At 67.5% G+C, this 15162-nt stretch carries 16 protein-coding genes and 3 tRNA genes; 6 read left to right on the plus strand and 13 right to left on the minus strand.

Going from position 1 to position 15162, the window contains the following annotated elements; all coding sequences use genetic code 11:
- Positions 1 to 53: 53 nt before the first annotated feature.
- The 7 genes from lpxK to JLDANKMP_RS01370 are packed head-to-tail and all read right to left on the minus strand — an operon-like array spanning position 54 to position 8385.
- Positions 54 to 1073, minus strand: coding sequence for a tetraacyldisaccharide 4'-kinase (gene lpxK / locus JLDANKMP_RS01340; protein ID WP_212560353.1), 1020 nt, complete (start codon positions 1071 to 1073; stop codon positions 54 to 56).
- Positions 1073 to 2821, minus strand: coding sequence for a lipid A export permease/ATP-binding protein MsbA (gene msbA, locus JLDANKMP_RS01345; RefSeq protein WP_212560354.1), 1749 nt, complete (start codon positions 2819 to 2821; stop codon positions 1073 to 1075). Before msbA ends, lpxK begins: the two co-directional genes overlap by 1 nt.
- A complete protein-coding gene (locus tag JLDANKMP_RS01350; protein WP_004152323.1) occupies positions 2818 to 3240 on the minus strand; it encodes a biopolymer transporter ExbD in 423 nt (140 codons plus the stop codon). Before JLDANKMP_RS01350 ends, msbA begins: the two co-directional genes overlap by 4 nt.
- Before the next feature lie 3 nt (positions 3241 to 3243).
- Positions 3244 to 3906, minus strand: coding sequence for a MotA/TolQ/ExbB proton channel family protein (locus JLDANKMP_RS01355; protein WP_005412819.1), 663 nt, complete (start codon positions 3904 to 3906; stop codon positions 3244 to 3246).
- 3 nt (positions 3907 to 3909) lie between these two features.
- Positions 3910 to 6309 carry a DNA internalization-related competence protein ComEC/Rec2 gene (locus tag JLDANKMP_RS01360; protein WP_212560355.1) on the minus strand — a complete coding sequence of 800 codons (2400 nt, stop codon included), beginning with the start codon at positions 6307 to 6309 and terminating at the stop codon, positions 3910 to 3912.
- Positions 6310 to 6368: 59 nt separating this feature from the next.
- Positions 6369 to 7712 carry a HAMP domain-containing sensor histidine kinase gene (locus JLDANKMP_RS01365; RefSeq protein WP_212560356.1) on the minus strand — a complete coding sequence of 448 codons (1344 nt, stop codon included), beginning with the start codon at positions 7710 to 7712 and terminating at the stop codon, positions 6369 to 6371.
- A 1-nt stretch (position 7713) separates the two neighbouring features.
- Positions 7714 to 8385 carry a response regulator transcription factor gene (locus tag JLDANKMP_RS01370; RefSeq protein WP_005408870.1) on the minus strand — a complete coding sequence of 224 codons (672 nt, stop codon included), beginning with the start codon at positions 8383 to 8385 and terminating at the stop codon, positions 7714 to 7716.
- Positions 8386 to 8530: 145 nt separating this feature from the next.
- Between JLDANKMP_RS01370 and JLDANKMP_RS01375 the strand changes: the two genes are divergently transcribed.
- A complete protein-coding gene (locus JLDANKMP_RS01375) occupies positions 8531 to 9298 on the plus strand; it encodes a MipA/OmpV family protein (protein ID WP_212560357.1) in 768 nt (255 codons plus the stop codon).
- Positions 9299 to 9328: 30 nt separating this feature from the next.
- Positions 9329 to 9613: a hypothetical protein gene (locus tag JLDANKMP_RS01380; RefSeq protein ID WP_005408868.1), complete on the plus strand. Its 285-nt coding sequence runs from the start codon at positions 9329 to 9331 to the stop codon at positions 9611 to 9613.
- Between the two features lie 42 nt (positions 9614 to 9655).
- Here the strand turns inward: JLDANKMP_RS01380 and JLDANKMP_RS01385 are convergent, their stop codons facing one another.
- Positions 9656 to 9796, minus strand: coding sequence for a hypothetical protein (locus JLDANKMP_RS01385; RefSeq protein ID WP_005408867.1), 141 nt, complete (start codon positions 9794 to 9796; stop codon positions 9656 to 9658).
- Between the two features lie 162 nt (positions 9797 to 9958).
- Between JLDANKMP_RS01385 and JLDANKMP_RS01390 the strand changes: the two genes are divergently transcribed.
- The 3 genes from JLDANKMP_RS01390 (at position 9959) to JLDANKMP_RS01400 (ending at position 11419) form a co-directional block, all read left to right on the plus strand.
- Positions 9959 to 10528 (plus strand): TlpA disulfide reductase family protein, encoded by a 570-nt coding sequence (locus tag JLDANKMP_RS01390; RefSeq protein ID WP_212560358.1) that lies wholly within the window; start codon positions 9959 to 9961, stop codon positions 10526 to 10528.
- Positions 10529 to 10640: 112 nt separating this feature from the next.
- Complete coding sequence (locus tag JLDANKMP_RS01395; RefSeq protein ID WP_005408865.1) at positions 10641 to 10829, plus strand: hypothetical protein; 189 nt, start codon at positions 10641 to 10643, stop codon at positions 10827 to 10829.
- A gap of 257 nt (positions 10830 to 11086) precedes the next feature.
- A complete protein-coding gene (locus JLDANKMP_RS01400; RefSeq protein WP_212560359.1) occupies positions 11087 to 11419 on the plus strand; it encodes a hypothetical protein in 333 nt (110 codons plus the stop codon).
- A 94-nt stretch (positions 11420 to 11513) separates the two neighbouring features.
- On the opposite strand, the gene JLDANKMP_RS01405 is transcribed toward JLDANKMP_RS01400, so the two are convergent.
- The 3 genes from JLDANKMP_RS01405 to uvrB form a co-directional block, all read right to left on the minus strand.
- Positions 11514 to 11588 (minus strand) — tRNA-Val (locus JLDANKMP_RS01405).
- Between the two features lie 98 nt (positions 11589 to 11686).
- Positions 11687 to 11761 (minus strand) — tRNA-Val (locus JLDANKMP_RS01410).
- Between the two features lie 107 nt (positions 11762 to 11868).
- Complete coding sequence (gene uvrB, locus JLDANKMP_RS01415) at positions 11869 to 13893, minus strand: excinuclease ABC subunit UvrB (RefSeq protein ID WP_059033897.1); 2025 nt, start codon at positions 13891 to 13893, stop codon at positions 11869 to 11871.
- Positions 13894 to 14022: 129 nt separating this feature from the next.
- Here uvrB and JLDANKMP_RS01420 point away from each other — a divergent pair, with 129 nt between their 5' ends.
- Positions 14023 to 14559: a GspH/FimT family pseudopilin gene (locus tag JLDANKMP_RS01420; RefSeq protein ID WP_005408862.1), complete on the plus strand. Its 537-nt coding sequence runs from the start codon at positions 14023 to 14025 to the stop codon at positions 14557 to 14559.
- Between the two features lie 48 nt (positions 14560 to 14607).
- On the opposite strand, the gene JLDANKMP_RS01425 is transcribed toward JLDANKMP_RS01420, so the two are convergent.
- Both JLDANKMP_RS01425 and JLDANKMP_RS01430 read right to left on the minus strand, forming a co-directional pair.
- Positions 14608 to 14684 (minus strand) — tRNA-Asn (locus tag JLDANKMP_RS01425).
- A 47-nt stretch (positions 14685 to 14731) separates the two neighbouring features.
- Positions 14732 to 15157, minus strand: a complete 426-nt coding sequence (locus JLDANKMP_RS01430; RefSeq protein ID WP_212560360.1) for a type IV pilin protein — start codon at positions 15155 to 15157, stop codon at positions 14732 to 14734.
- Positions 15158 to 15162 lie beyond the last annotated feature (5 nt).

Raw genomic sequence — 15162 nt, forward strand, 5'->3', positions numbered from 1 at the left:
GTTACAACGGGGATGCGGCCGGGGGCGCGTGAATGCAAGCGCCGCCACGCCGCTCAGTTCGGTCGCAGCTTGTCCAGGCGGTCGGTCAGCGCCACCCAGAACGCGGCAGGCAGCTCGGCACGCAACGGCACCGCGTAATGCCAATCGTTGCCGAACGCGCGGCATTTCACCGCATCCTTCTCGGTCATCAGCACCGGCAGCTGGCTGCCGAACGACAGGTCCTGCGGCTGGTAGGCCTGGTGGTCGGCAAAGGCGTGCGGCACCACGCCGATGCCACGCGCGCGCAGCATGTCGAAGAAGCGCTGCGGATGGGCGATGCCGGCCACCGCATGAACACGCTGGCCCTTGAAGTACGACAACGGGCGCGCGCGGCCACCGGCCAGCGGCTGCGCACTGTCGATGTGCAGGGCCATCGGCCACTGGCCGAAACCGCAGGCCTGTGCCGCGCTTTCCTCATCGGCCTGGCCCAGGTTGACCACGCGGAAATCGCATTCGCCGGCACGGCTGACCGGCTCGCGCAGCGGTCCGGCGGGAATCATCCGGCCGTTGCCGTAGCGCCGCTGGGCATCGACCACTTCGATCTCGATGTCGCGCGCCAGCCGGTAATGCTGCAGGCCGTCATCGCAGACGATCACATCGCAGCCGGCCTGGATCAGTGCCCTGCCTGCGGCCACGCGGTCAGCATCCACGCGCACCGGCACGCCGGTCTTCCAGGCGATCAGCACCGGTTCGTCACCGCCCTTGGCGGTCGGCGTGTCGGCCTGCACCCACAGCGGCTTGTCAGCGTCTTCACGGCCATAGCCACGGCTGGCGACGCCCGGCTTCCAGCCGGCCGCACGCAGGCGCTCGACCAGGGCGATGGTCAGCGGCGTCTTGCCGGTGCCGCCGGCGGTGATGTTGCCAACCACGATGACCGGCACCGGCAGCGTGTAACGCTTGCGCCATCCACGCCGGTAGGCGCGGCGGCGCAGCGCGGTGACGCCGGCATACAGTGGTGCCAGCAGGCGCATCGCCCACGGAACCGGGCCGCCGTCGTACCAGTACGGCGGGGTCTGGGTACCCTTGCCAGCCATCAGTCCTGCCTTTCGCGGAACTGCATGCTGTGCAGATGCTGGTACAGGCCACCCATGGCAAGCAGCTCCTTGTGGGTGCCCCGTTCGACGATGCGGCCGTGGTCCATCACCAGCACCAGATCGGCATGCTCGATGGTCGACAGGCGGTGCGCGATGACCAGCGTGGTCCGTTCGGGCATCAGGCGCTGCAGTGCATCCTGCACCAGTCGCTCGGATTCGTTGTCCAGCGCGGCAGTGGCTTCGTCGAGGATCAGGATCGGGGCGTCACGCAGGATCGCGCGGGCGATCGCCAGTCGCTGGCGCTGGCCACCGGACAGCAGCGCGCCGTTCTCGCCGACCGGGGTCTGCAGCTGCTGCGGCATGCGCGCGATGAACTCCCACGCATTGGCCGCTTCGGCCGCCGCACGGATCTGTTCCTCGCTCGCTTCCATGCCATAGGCGATGTTGGCCGCGATGGTGTCATCGAACAGCATGACCTTCTGCCCGACCATCGCCACCTGCCGACGCAGGTCGGCCAACGGATAGTCATCCAGCGCGACGCCATCGAGGGTGATCACACCACCGCTGGGCTCATAGAAGCGCGGCACCAGCCGGATCAGGCTGGTCTTGCCACTGCCGGAACGACCCACGATGGCGGTGACCGTACCCGGCTTCGCCACGAAACTGATGTCGTCCAGGGCAATGCCGCTGTCCTCGCGGTAGCGCAGCATGACGTGGTCGAAGGCCAGCTCGCCGCGCACGCGCTGCACGTTGTTGCGGCCCTCGTCACGCTCGACCTGCATGTCAAGGATGCCGAACAGGCGCTCTGCGGCGGCCACGCCGCGCGAGATCGAGGTCTGCACGCTGGTCAGGCGGCGCAGCGAAGGAATGATGGCCATCATCGAGGTCATCAGGCCCATGAACTGGCCGGCGTTGAGGCGGCCGGCCAGCGCTTCGCGCGTCGATACCCAGACGATCACCGCCAGCGCCAGTGCTGCCAGGAACTGCACCACGCTGGACGCCGCCGCACGGGTGACTTCCACCTTCATGTTCAGCGACAGCATGCGGTTGGCCAGGCGCGAGTAGCGCGAGATTTCATGCTGCTGGGTGCCATGCACCTTCACTTCCTGCTGCGCCGCCAGCGACTGTTCGGCGGTCTGCGCCATCGAGCCCATGCCGTCCTGGATACCGCGGCTGATGCGGCGGTAGCGCTTGCCCACGTAGGACACGATCACGCCGATCAGCGGCACCACCACCAGCATGGCCACGGTGACCTTCACGCTCATCTGCAGCATTACCGCCAGCATGGCGATGATGGTCAGGGTGTCGGCCACCACGGTCTTGAGTGCGTCGGCACTGGCCTGGGTGACCTGTTCGGTGTCGAAGTTCAGGCGGCTGACCATCACCGGCGTCGCTTCGGTATCGAAGTGCGAGGACGGCAGGTGCAGGTACTTGGCAAGCACCTGCTCACGCAGGTCGCGCACCACGCTGCGGCCGGTCTTGGCCAGCGCGTAGTCGCTCACCCAGGTGGCGACGCTGCGCATCAGGAACAGGCCCAGGATGGTCAGCGGCAGGATCACCGCCATGCGCGGTTCCGGGTTGACGAAACCGCGGTTGACCAGCGGCTCCATCAATTTGGTGAAGTGGTAGCCCGCCAGGGCTTCGACCACCATGGCGATGACCGCGGCCACCATGAACACCCAATAGGCGCGGGTGTACCCCAGCAGACGTTTGTAGATCGGCCATACCGGCGCGTGATTGGAACTCATGGACGCACCTCGGGTGCTGTTGCAATGGCAATACGGCGGAAGCCGAGCTGACCCAGCGCGTCCTGCGCGGTCACCACGGCCTGGTAGGGAGTGCGTGCGTCGGCACGCAGCAGCACGGTCTGCTCGCGATCGCTGCCGGCCACGGCGGCGATGGTCTGCTTGACCGACTCTACGTCGCTGCGCAGCACTTCCTGGTCGTTGATGAAGTAACGGCCTTCGGCGTTGATCAGCACGCTGAGCGAGCGCGGCGGCTCGTTGGTCTGCTGCTGGCTGGCGGTCGGCAACTGCACCTGCAGCGTCGAACGCGCGTCGAAGGTGGTGGTGACCACGAAGAAGATGATCAGCACCAGGATGACGTCGATCAGCGGCACCAGGTCGATATGCGGCTCATCCTGGGATCGGTCGTTGCCGATACGCATCGATCAGGCCTTCGCCGTGGCGGCGCCGGACTGGCGCGCGGCCGGGGCCGGGTTCATCACCCCGGGGCGGCCGTCGAGCGTATCCAGCAGGGCGCTGGCTTCCTGCTCCATCTCCACCACGTAGCCGTGGATGCGGCCCTTGAAGTAGCGATGGAACATCAGCGCCGGAATCGCCACGATCATGCCGGTGGCGGTGCACACCAGCGCCTTGCCGATGCCGCCGGCCAGCTGGTTCACGTCGCCCACGCCGTGGTCGAGGATGCCCAGGAACATCTGGATCATGCCGATCACCGTGCCGAGCAGGCCCAGCAGCGGGCCGGCCGAGGCAATGGTGCCCAGTGCGTTCAGGAATCGCTCCATGCGGTGCACCAGGTGGCGGCCGGTGTCTTCGATGCGCTCGCGGATCTGGTCGCGCGGGCGGTTGCGGGCTTCCAGTGCGGCAGCCAGCAGCGCGCCCAGCGGCGAGTTCGCCCGCAGGGTCTGCAGGTGGGCCGGGTCGAGCTTGCCGCGAGCGGCCCAGTTGCGCACTTCCTGGCCGAGGCCGGGCGGCAGCACTTCAGTCCGCCGAAGGGACCAGAAACGCTCCAGGATGATCGCCAAAGCCAGTACGCCCAACAGCAGCAGCGGCACCATCGGCCAGCCACCGGCCTTGACCAGTTCCCACACGTTTCAACCCTCCGGCCCAACGGCCGCTTGTTCGATCGGCGATAGGATAGCAGCCGACCGCGCCCGCCCAGCGGCATCCCACCACCGGGATGCATGGATGCGCTGTTCACGCAGCTGCAGGCCTTGTGCGCCAAGCCATACGCGGATCGCCCCGGAGTCGGCCGTGGCCAGCACCTCCGTGCCTTGCGCCTGCCAGCGCTGGACCACCTCCTGGCGCGGGTGGCCGAAGCGGTTCCGGTGCCCGGCCGAGACCACCGCCAGCCGCGGCGCCACCGCCGCAACCCACGGCGCACTGGAGCTGCCGCCGCTGCCATGGTGCGGCACCAGTACCACGTCCGCCCTCAGCGCGTGCGGGTACGCCTGCAGCAGCGCCCCCTCGGCCGGTCGACCGATGTCACCCGGCAGCAGGACCACGCCGTGACGGCTGGCGATGCGCAGCACGCAGCTGTCCTCGTTTTCGGCTTGCCGGCTGCCCGGCGCCGGGTGCAGGACCTGGAAATCAACCCCGTCCCACTCCCAGCGCATCCCCTGCTGGCAGGGCGTGGCGCCGCCGATGGTGCTGCCCGGTGGCGCCAGCAGCTGCAGCCCGGGCAACTGCCGTCGCAGGCTGGGCAGGCTGCCGGTGTGATCCAGGTGGTCATGGCTGAGCATCACCTGCCGGGGCGGCCCCTGGCCGAGCGCGCGCAGGGCGGGGACCAGGATGCGTTCGTTGCCCTCGCCTCCAGTCGGCGGCCCCACGTCGTACCAGAGCGCGTGCCGCGCCGTGCGCACCAGCACCGCCGTGCCCTGGCCGACATCGTGCACCAGCAGCTCCAGCTCCCCCGCGGCCGGTGCATGCCGGGCCGGCCACAGCAGCGGCAGGCACAGCAGCAGGCCCGCCAGGCCACCGCCGGCGCCGCGCGGCAGCAGCCACCAGAACACGCCCAGCAAGGCCACGGGTAGCGCCCAGCGCGGCGCCTCGGCCAGCCACCACATCGCCTGCGGATGCAGCGCCAACGGCTGCAGGGCCCCCCAGCTGAGCTCGAACAGCCAGGCCGCGGCACGCCAGGCCCAACGCCCCGCGCCGTCATGCAGCACGTGCAGGCCGGTACCGAGCAGCGACAGCGGAACAACCAGCATTGTCCACCACGGGATGATCGGCAGGTTGACCAGCGGCCCCAGCCGCGCGGTCCCGCCGAACAAGGCGATGCACAGCGGCAGCAGCCCAAGGCTGGCAACACCCTGCGCGGCAAGGAACCCGCGCAGCCCGCCACCGATTCCCTCCGGCCCCGTCCTCGGCAGGCACCAGAGCAGCCACAGCACGCCACCGAAGCTCAGCCAGAATCCAGCCGAGAGCACCGACAGCGGCGCAGGCAACAGCATCACCATCGCGGCCAACGCCAGCCCCTGCCCTGCGCCCACCGGGCGACGCCCGGCCCTGGCCAGTGCGACCAGCCCGATCATCAGCGCTGCGCGCACCGTCGGCAGCGCACCACCCGCCGCCACGGCATAGGTGGCTGCGGCCAGCGCCGCTCCCCATGCGGCGGCCTGCGGCCGTGGCCAGTACCGTCCCAGCAACGGGCACAGCCACCACCACAAGCGGCACAGCAGTACACCGAAGCCAGCCACCACGCCCACGTGGAAACCGGAGATGGCGACCAGATGGGTCAGGCCCAGCGCGCGCAGGTGTTCCCAGTCGGCATCGGACAGGCCACGGGTATCGCCCAGTGCCAGCGCCTGCACGAACCGCGCGGCAGGATGTGCCACCTGCACGGCGATCGCTGCACTGCTGCGTTCCCGCCAGGCCTGCAGGCCCTGCGCCGGCAGCCACTCCCGCGCACCGGCCGGATCACGCACCGAGGCATTGCCGGAGATGCCCCGCAGCACGGCGTGGCGCTCGCCATCGAAGCCGCCGGGATTGATCCGCGAGCGTGGCGCGCGCACGCGCAGCGACAACTGCCAATGCGATCCTGCGCGAACCGCATGGCGCCCGCCCTCCGCCTCGTGCGCCGGCGATCCGCGCCACGGATCGTTCCAGGTCACCTGCAGGCGCTTGCCACGCAGCGATGGCAGCGCGCCGGCATCTTCGACATGCAGCACGAAACGCGTGTAGCCGGGCCCCTGCTGGGGAAGGTCGGCAACCCGGCCCCGCACCTGCACATCCTGCGGTGGGGCGCCGGGTGGCAGCTGGCCATGCAGGACCCAGTGCCCGTGCACCGTTGCCCAGGCCAGGCCTAGCAGGGCCGCGGCCCAGGCACGGCCGCGCCAGGGCAACAGCCAGCCGCCGACGCCGGCGATAGACATCGGCACACTCAGCCACAGCGGCAGCAACATCGGCATCTGCACGCAGGCCAGCGCCCCCAGCACCAGGCCTGCAGCGCAGCCAAAGCCAAACAGGGCCGGAGCGGATCGATCGGGAACCATTTCCCCAGCCTGCCGCTGGAGGCCGCAGGCTGCCTATCGGGCCTTTCCCCGTGCGCCTGTCAGCGCCGTACGGTACCGCGGTGGAAATTGACTCTGAAGCTGGCGCCGCCGCCAGCCGCTTCGCCAACGCTGACCGAGCCACCGTGGTGCTGCACGATTTCCTTCACCAGGTGCAGGCCCAGGCCACTGCCGCTGCCGGCTGCACGCAGGCGGTGGAAGGGCTCGAAGATCGCTTCGCGGTCGCCGACCGGAATGCCGGCGCCCTGGTCGCTGACCTCCAGCAGGCCGCGTGCATAGAGGCGCACGCAGATCGTGCCGCGCCCGCCGCCATGGACGATGGCGTTGTGCACCAGGTTGGCGATCACCCGCCCCAGCGCCAGGCTGTCGCCATGGATCCACACGGGCGACTCCGGCGCATCCACCTCGAAGCCATAACCGGCGCCGACCACCAGCGGCGCCAGATCGGCGGCCGCCTCGCGCACCAGCAACGCCAGGTCCAGCCGCTGCAGCGCGCCGACATTGCGATCGAGACGCTGCAGGTCGAGCAGGTGCTCAGCCACGTTGCCGAGGCGGGCGACGTCGGTCAGCAACTGCGATTTCAGTTCACCCTGCGGCAGCTGCGACAGGCGCGCCAGCACCACCGCGATCGGTACGCGCAGCTCATGCGCGGCATCGGCGAGGAACTTGTCGCGCGCTGCATAGCCCTGCTGCACCTTGTCGATCGCATCGTTGAACGCTTCCACCAGTGGTGCGACCTCGGTGGACACCAGCTGCGCATCCAGGCGCGCGCCCGGCTGGCCGATGTCCAGTTCCTTGGCCTGCTGCGCGGAGCGGCGCACGCCGCGCATCGCGCGATGGATCACCGTCGGCATCACCAGCAGCGTGACCACGATCAACGGCAGGAAGAACCACAGGCCGATCAGGCGCAGCACCATCAGCGCGCCATCCAGCAACCCGCCCTTTGGAGCACCACCGACCATCACCGTGATGCGGCGTCCATCCTCGTTGCGGATCATCACCCGCGCCACGTCCAGATAGGGTGGCACCAGTGAACCCAGTTCGGTGGCGCCCACTGTCGGCAAGCGTGCCAGCAATGGCGCGTGGACCGCAGGAATCGTGCCGCGCTCCAGCCACGTGCCCCTGTCATCAACCGCCGCGAACCAGAGGTTGCCGCCGGCCCCGGCATTGAGCTTGTCCCAGCGCGCCTGGTCCAGTTCCAGCCGGCCGCCTTCGCTGTGCACGGCTTTGGCCACCGCCTCGGCCGTGAACATGTCCATGCCCCAGGAGTCCTTGTCACCCCAGGTCAGGATCAGCGCGACCACCGCGAACAGCACGGTGAACGCCTGCGCAAGGAACAGGCGCCAGGCCAGGCCCAGGGTGATGGAACGGATCGGGCGTGCCATCTCAGGCCTCCGCCAGCAGGTAGCCGACGCCGCGGATCACATGGATCTCCACGCCGGCCCCGGCCTGTTGCAGCGCCTTGCGCAGCTTGGAGATATGCGCGTCCAGTGCATTGGACTGGATCTCGTCATCGAAGCCGTACACCGCCGCCTCCAGTGCACTGCGGGTGACGGTACGCCCCTGCCGCATCGCCAGCGCCTGCAGCACCAGCACCTGGCGCCGGGGTAGCGCCAGCAGCTGGCCATCGACCTGCGCCTGCAGCGATTCGAAATCGAACTCCAGCCGGCCCAGTCGCAAGCGTGGTGTCACCATTGCCGAGGGCCGTCGCGACACCGCACGGATGCGCGCCATCAGTTCCTCGATCGCCACCGGCTTGACCAGATAGTCATCGGCGCCGACATCCAGGCCCTCGACCTTGTCCGACAGCGTGCCCTTGGCCGTCAGCATGATCACCGCCAGGTTCGGACGCAGGGCCCGCGCAACGGCAACGAAGCCAGCGCCATCGCCATCAGGCAACTGGCGGTCGAGCAGCATCAACTGGTGCACCGGTTCGCGCAGCGCGATGGCCGCTTCGGCCAGGCAACCAACCACATCGGCGACCACGCCCTGCCGCTCCAGCCCCGATTGCAGGGCACGGGACAGGTCAGGATCGTCTTCGACCAGGAGGATGCGCATCGGGGGCTCGGCTACCGGAAACGGTGCCGATCATAGTGCCTGGCGCCCACTTTTTCCGCTTCGGCCTGGCGGATGCGCCGACGCAATGTTCTGACAATGTTGCTCCCCCATCATGCGCAGCCATCCTCCGCAACGTCGTTGACCGATGCCGCCACTGCCCTCGACCCTGCTGCGCCCGCTGCTGTTCTCCGCTGCCTTTGGCCTGCCGGTGTTCGCGCAGGCCGCCGACAGCAACCCGGGCGTACAGGCCGGCATCAGTGCTGGCGCGACCTCGGGCGCGTATGCGCACTACGACGTCAAGCCACTGGTGGTCCCGTCCATTGCCTGGCAGGGCCAGCGCTTCTTCGCCAGCCCGGGCTCGCTGGGCATGTACCTGTACAAGCGCGAGGGCCTGCGCCTGTCGGCGGCGGTCACGCCCTACACGCTGCGCTTCAAGACCGACGACGTGAACGATCCTCAGCTGCGCCGCCTGCACAGCCGGCAGATGTCCGCCATGGCCGGCATCAATGGTGAATACAGCGCCGACTGGGGCATCGTCGAGGCCAGCGTGATGCGCGAGGTCACCGGGCACGGAAGTGGCATGGAGTCGCGCCTGCACTACAGCTATCCGATCCAGGCTGGTCGCTTCACCTGGGTGCCCAAGGTCGGCGTGGTCCACTCCAGCGCACGCTTGCTGGATTACTACTACGGCATCAGCGATGAGGAAGCGCTGCGCTCGGGACTTGCCGCCTACAACCCGGGCAGCGCGACATCACCGAGCCTGCAGATCGCGGTCAGCACGCCGCTGGGCACGAAGTGGCGCGCGACCGGCGTGGTCGCCAACCAGTGGTTCGGCGATGCAGTAAAGGACAGCCCGATGGCACGACGCGGCACTCAGTCATCGGCCTTCATTTCCCTGATGCGCTCGTTCTGAACGAGCACCCGCTACGGACAAGGACTCCCCATGGCCTCCGTCTCCCCCACCTCCGAAGCACACGCGATCCTGCGAGCCCCCGATCTGGACAGCGCCGAACGCGTCTACCTTGGCCTGATGCCCGACCTTGAGCACGTAAGCGCGCTTGCACGTCGCGCGCTCGGCCAGTCGCGCGTTGCCGACGCAGCCCGGGGATACGCGCTTTCGATGACCCTGGTCGGGCTGCGCCTGCAGGAACTGGAGATGGGCGAGGCCAGCGCGAAAGAGCACCGGCAGGCCACCCTGCGCAGCCTGCGCCAGGCCTTCAGCGCCTGAGCACCGGCCAGCCGCAACGCGGCGGCAGTGCCGCGCAGCCGCTCAGCGGAACGTGGTCCAGGCCAGCACAGCGGACAACAGGGCGACCCAGATCACTGCCTTGAACGTACCTTCCAGCATGTTGCCGCCGAACAGCAGTTCAAAGAACGGATTGGGCCTGGAAACCGGCACATGATCGCTCATCGTTGAAAGATCCTGGGGATGGGTGGAGGGCATGCACGCATGCCTGCGCGGGCACAACTCTAGTACATGCGCTCCGTCGGAGGATGTGCCGGGAACATCCGCTTAACAACCTGCGCGCCAGTTCGGGTATGTTCGACCCAACGCTGTGTTCAAGGATGATCGATGCTCAAGCGCGTCCTGTTCCCCGTTGTCGCCCTGCTGCTGTCCGTGCTGGTCATCGCGCTCGGATGGCAGAACCGCCAGCTGCGGCAGATCAATGAGCAGATGGCCACGCAGCTGCAGGACATGCGTCTTGCAGCACATGGCCTCGAACTGGGTAGTCGCCCGGATGCGCTGGCGCTGCGCACCACGCAGCAGACCTTCGTCGATATCGGCGGTGCCCGCGAGGTTCCGCAGATCCTCTATTTCTTCTCCACCGCATGCCGCTACTGCCTGGCCTCGGTACCGCAGCTGCAACAGATCGCCGCGGCCCGCGGCAACAGCGAACTGGTCGGTGTCGGCATGCCGCCATACGACCAGCTGGCGGAGTACGCCGGCAAACATGCACTGCGCTTCCCGATCGCCATCGACAACGAAGCCGCCGCGTCCACGCGCTATCGCGCCACCGTCACGCCGATGCTGATGGTGCTGGCTGCCGATGGCCGCGTTGCCTACAAGCATGTCGGCCAGCTCGACGCCCAGGTCGTGCAGGCTGCCGTCGCGTCGCTCGCACCGAAGCCGGCGCTGCCCTGATCCCGCGTGCCGCGCATCACGTCGCGGCCCCCTGTTACCGCATTCGCGCCACAACCGGCACTCCCGTGCCTTCGGCAACTGCAACTCCACAACGCCAACCAAGGAGATACACATGATCGGAAAGAAAGTGCTTTCGTCCGTCGCCGGTATCGTCGTTGTCGCGGCCATGGCCTTCGGCGCCAGCCAGGCCTTCGCCGTCTCGCCCAAGACCGGATATGCACCGGGCTGCGAACCACACCCGCAGTGCCCGTTCGGCAACGCGGGCAAGCACGGCCAGCTGCTGTGCTGCGATCCGTTGTAACCGGATCCGTGCATGGGGTCGGCATCGCTGACCTGCCACACCCGCCGCGGAGCTGAGCCAGCGCCGCGGCCATGACCGGGCCACCCCGCAGTGGCCCACCACGCCGGGCCGCCTTGAAGCGCGGCCCGGCACTTCCTGGCCCGGATTCATCCTTCCCGCAGCGACTTGGCGGGCGCTTTTCCGGCTTTCGTCGCATACCGGTTTCACAGCGCAGGGGGCAGTGCCACGCTGGACTCCCTTCTCCGGAGCACCGTGCCATGCCGATGCTTGCCCTGCTGCTGTTGTGCGCTGGCCTGTTCGGCCGCGATGCCGACGCCGGGGATGCCTCCCTGCGCAGCCAGATCCTGCAGGCCGACGCCGGGCAGGCAGAAACATCGTCGGTGCCGGATCGGAAAGCGGCCCCGGCCACCCTGCAGTTGTACCGGCTACGCCAGGATCGCGTATTGCGCGTGGGCAATCAGCCGCCACAGGCCGACGCCCCTAAGCGGCAAGCCGGCTCGGCGCGCTTCGCGCAGGTCTGGGAACGCGTGGACGGGCACTGGCGGCTGCAGCGCATGATCAGCATCGACGAATGGGTTGCCCAGCGCTGACGCTCGACACCGGCAACCGTCGTAAACGAAAAAGCCGGCCCAGGGCCGGCTTTCATCGTGATCCACCGCTGCACCGGCAATGCCGGGAGCCAGGTGGTGGGCGGTACAGGGTTCGAACCTGTGACCCCTACCATGTCAAGGTAGTGCTCTACCGCTGAGCTAACCGCCCATCTTGTTCCTGCCGCCCGAAAGCTGGCCTTGCTACGTAAAAACCCGGCGCCAGGGCCGGGCTCTTCAGTTCACGACAGCCCCCTTCCGGAGACTTCGTGGTGGGCGGTACAGGGTTCGAACCTGTGACCCCTACCATGTCAAGGTAGTGCTCTACCGCTGAGCTAACCGCCCGTTTTTGCTTCTGAACGTCCGCGATTGCGTCGGTGCAGGCCGCGTATATTACGGATGCCGGCCGTGAAGCGCAACACTTTTGTGAAGAAGATGCTGCACCGCCGCGTTCAGCCCAGACTCGCTTCCTTCAGCTGCCGGATCTGGTCACGCACCCGTGCGGCATCCTCGAATTCCAGGTCCTTGGCGTGCTGGTACATCTGCTGTTCGAGCGCCTTGAGACGCGCCGCCAGCTGGGCCGGACCGAGCGAACGGTAATCGGCTCCGTCCTCGGCAACACCCGCCCTGCCCTTGCCCTTGCCCTTCTTGGCTTCCTTCTCCGCCGCATCCGAACGCGCACCTTCGAGGACGTCGACGATCGGGCGCGCCACCGAGCGCGGCACGATGCCATGTTCTTCGTTGTACTCGACCTGCTTGGCGCGGCGGCGGTCGGTCTCGTCGATCGCTGCCTGCATCGAGCGGGTCACCTTGTCCGCATACAGGATCGCCTTGCCGCGCACATTGCGGGCGGCGCGGCCGATGGTCTGGATCAGCGAACCGGTGGAGCGCAGGAAGCCTTCCTTGTCGGCGTCGAGGATCGCCACCAGCGACACCTCGGGCATGTCCAGGCCTTCGCGCAGCAGGTTGATGCCCACCAGCACATCGAACTTGCCCAGGCGCAGGTCGCGGATGATCTCCACGCGCTCGACCGTATCCACGTCCGAGTGCAGGTAACGCACGCGGATACCGTGTTCGGTCAGGTATTCGGTGAGGTTCTCGGCCATGCGCTTGGTCAGCGTGGTGACCAGCACTCGGTCACCGGCCTTGATGCGCGCGTTGGCCTCGCTCATCAGATCGTCGACCTGGGTGCCCACCGGGCGGATCTCCACCACCGGATCGATCAGGCCTGTCGGGCGCACCACCAGCTCGGTGATCTCGTCGCCGGCCTCGCGGTACTCATACGGGCCCGGCGTGGCGGACACGTAGATCGCGCGCGGGCAACGCGCCTCCCATTCCTCGAAACGCAGCGGTCGGTTGTCCAGTGCCGACGGCAGGCGGAATCCGAACTCGACCAGGGTCTCCTTGCGCGAGCGATCGCCCTTGAACATGGCGCCGATCTGCGGAATGGTCACGTGCGATTCGTCGATGACCAGCAGCGCGTCCGGCGGCAGGTAGTCGAACAGCGTCGGTGGCGGCTCGCCGGCGTTCTTGCCGGTCAGGTGCCGCGAGTAGTTCTCGATACCGTTGCAGAACCCGACCTCGGCCATCATCTCGATGTCGAACTGGGTGCGCTGTGCCAGGCGCTGCGCCTCCACCAGCTTGTTTTCCGCGTACAGCTGCTCAAGCCGCTCCTTCAACTCCACCTTGATCGTTTCCACCGCGGCCAGCACGCGTTCGCGGGTAGTGGCGTAGTGGGTCTTGGGGTAGACGGTGAAACGCTGCATGTTGCGCACCGTCTCACCGGTGAGCGGGTCGAACAGGGTGATCTTCTCGACCTCGCCGTCGAACAGCTCGATGCGCAGCGCTTCGCTGTCCGACTCGGCCGGGAACACGTCGATCACTTCGCCACGCACGCGGAACGTGCCGCGCTGCAGCTCGTACTCATTGCGCGTGTACTGCAGCTGGGTCAGGTGATTGATCAGGTCGCGCTGGTCGATGCGCTCACCCTTGGACAGGATCAGGCGCAGCGACAGGTAGTCCTCCGGCGCACCCAGGCCATAGATCGCCGACACCGTGGCCACCACGATCGCATCCGGGCGCGACAGCAGGGTCTTGGTCGCGGCCAGCCGCATCTGCTCGATGTGCTCGTTGATCGAACTGTCCTTCTCGATGAAGGTGTCCGACGAAGGCACGTAGGCCTCCGGCTGGTAGTAGTCGTAGTAGCTGACGAAATACTCGACCGCGTTGTGCGGGAAGAACGCCTTGAACTCACCATACAGCTGCGCCGCCAGCGTCTTGTTCGGCGCCATGATCAGCGTCGGTTTCTGCACGTTCTGGATGACGTTGGCGATGGTGTAGGTCTTGCCCGAGCCGGTGACGCCCAGCAGGGTCTGCTTGGCGATGCCCGCCTCGAAGTTGCTGGTCAGCTTCGCGATGGCATCAGGCTGGTCGCCCGCCGGCGAATACGGCGAGACGAGTTCGAAACGGTCGCTCATGGTGTTGCCAGTTCCCGGGAAGGACAAGTATACGGGGCAAGGGGTGACGGCCGGCTGAGGGCTTTCCGGGCAGGCGGGCGCGGCAGTGCCTGATGGCGGCCGTCCCGCTGCGGCGCGAGGCTTGATGCCATGCATCGCACTCCCGCCCACTGTCGTTCAGCATCACGCGGCGTGCATCTGGTCGAGATGCTGGTGGTGATCGCCATCCTTTCCGTTCTGCTGGCCGTGGGCTGGCCGGCCCTGCGCCCGGTGCTGTTGCGGCAACGCGCCGACGCCCTGCAGCTGACCCTGCATGCCAGTCTTTCCAGCGCCAGAAGCGAGGCCCTGAAGCGCCGCGAACTGATCGGGCTGTGCGCCAGCGACGACGGTGAGCAGTGCTCCCGCGACTGGAGCGCAGGGTGGATCATCTATCGCAGCGGCAGGCACCGGGGGACACCAGCATCCGCCCAGGACATCCTGATCCACCATCAAGGCCGGACCGACATCGCCATCGTCGCCCAGGCCAGCGGCGGACGGCCGCTGCTGTTCTTCCAGCCTGACGGGCGCAGTCCCGGTGCCAATCTGACGCTGCGCATCTGCGCAGGAGACCGGCTGCATGGCAGGTTGGTCATCAACAACGGCGGCCGCATCCGCAGCGAGCGTGTCGACCGCACCCTTCCCTGCTGACGGGCCAAAACGACAAAAGCCGCGATTTCTCGCGGCTTTTGCAGTATCTGGCGCCCGAAGTTGGACTCGAACCAACGACCCCCTGATTAACAGTCAAGTGCTCTAACCGGCTGAGCTATTCGGGCGGGGAGGCGCATTGTACTGGGCGTTCAGAGGAAGATCAACACCTGATTTACCAGCAATCGGAAACCGTGCCGCTGGCCGTTTTGCGGTTGGCCTGGTCCACGCTCAGCGTCCCGCAGCTGTCCTTGGTCTGGTTGCCCTGGGGCGTCGCAGTCAGCGTGAACGAGGACGCCTTGCCATCGAACGTGATCGCGTACCGTGTGGTCCCGCCCTCGCGCGGCGACACCTTGCTGGGCAGCGCGAAGCCCGAGTAGGTGTTGTTCACCGAGTAGTAGCGCTCAGCACGCTGCGCGTATTCCACCAGGTCCGCCTTGGCCACGCCCCGGTGCGACTGGCGGATGTACTGCTGGTACGACGGAACGACAATCGCGGCCAGGATACCGAGCACGATCACCACGATCATCAGTTCGATGAGGGAGAAACCGTGCTGGTTGCCGGGACGACGCAGGGTACGGGAAAGAGTGTTCAGGCTCATGGGCA

Origin of the sequence: Stenotrophomonas sp. PE591 (genome assembly GCF_018320795.1) — a bacterium.
Classification (GTDB): Bacteria; Pseudomonadota; Gammaproteobacteria; order Xanthomonadales; family Xanthomonadaceae; genus Stenotrophomonas; species Stenotrophomonas maltophilia.

Excerpts from the sequence above, each read along its gene's own strand:
- JLDANKMP_RS01395 (WP_005408865.1), top strand. The coding sequence starts at position 10,641 with ATGATCGGAAAGAAAGTGCTTTCGTCCGTCGCCGGTATCGTCGTTGTC.
- JLDANKMP_RS01420 (WP_005408862.1), top strand. The coding sequence starts at position 14,023 with ATGCATCGCACTCCCGCCCACTGTCGTTCAGCATCACGCGGCGTGCAT.
- JLDANKMP_RS01385 (WP_005408867.1), bottom strand. The coding sequence starts at position 9,796 with ATGAGCGATCATGTGCCGGTTTCCAGGCCCAATCCGTTCTTTGAACTG.
- JLDANKMP_RS01370 (WP_005408870.1), bottom strand. The coding sequence starts at position 8,385 with ATGCGCATCCTCCTGGTCGAAGACGATCCTGACCTGTCCCGTGCCCTG.
- JLDANKMP_RS01400 (WP_212560359.1), top strand. The coding sequence starts at position 11,087 with ATGCCGATGCTTGCCCTGCTGCTGTTGTGCGCTGGCCTGTTCGGCCGC.
- JLDANKMP_RS01430 (WP_212560360.1), bottom strand. The coding sequence starts at position 15,157 with ATGAGCCTGAACACTCTTTCCCGTACCCTGCGTCGTCCCGGCAACCAG.
- lpxK (WP_212560353.1), bottom strand. The coding sequence starts at position 1,073 with ATGGCTGGCAAGGGTACCCAGACCCCGCCGTACTGGTACGACGGCGGC.
- JLDANKMP_RS01380 (WP_005408868.1), top strand. The coding sequence starts at position 9,329 with ATGGCCTCCGTCTCCCCCACCTCCGAAGCACACGCGATCCTGCGAGCC.
- JLDANKMP_RS01365 (WP_212560356.1), bottom strand. The coding sequence starts at position 7,712 with ATGGCACGCCCGATCCGTTCCATCACCCTGGGCCTGGCCTGGCGCCTG.
- msbA (WP_212560354.1), bottom strand. The coding sequence starts at position 2,821 with ATGAGTTCCAATCACGCGCCGGTATGGCCGATCTACAAACGTCTGCTG.
- JLDANKMP_RS01390 (WP_212560358.1), top strand. The coding sequence starts at position 9,959 with ATGCTCAAGCGCGTCCTGTTCCCCGTTGTCGCCCTGCTGCTGTCCGTG.
- JLDANKMP_RS01375 (WP_212560357.1), top strand. The coding sequence starts at position 8,531 with ATGCCGCCACTGCCCTCGACCCTGCTGCGCCCGCTGCTGTTCTCCGCT.
- JLDANKMP_RS01360 (WP_212560355.1), bottom strand. The coding sequence starts at position 6,309 with ATGGTTCCCGATCGATCCGCTCCGGCCCTGTTTGGCTTTGGCTGCGCT.
- uvrB (WP_059033897.1), bottom strand. The coding sequence starts at position 13,893 with ATGAGCGACCGTTTCGAACTCGTCTCGCCGTATTCGCCGGCGGGCGAC.
- JLDANKMP_RS01350 (WP_004152323.1), bottom strand. The coding sequence starts at position 3,240 with ATGCGTATCGGCAACGACCGATCCCAGGATGAGCCGCATATCGACCTG.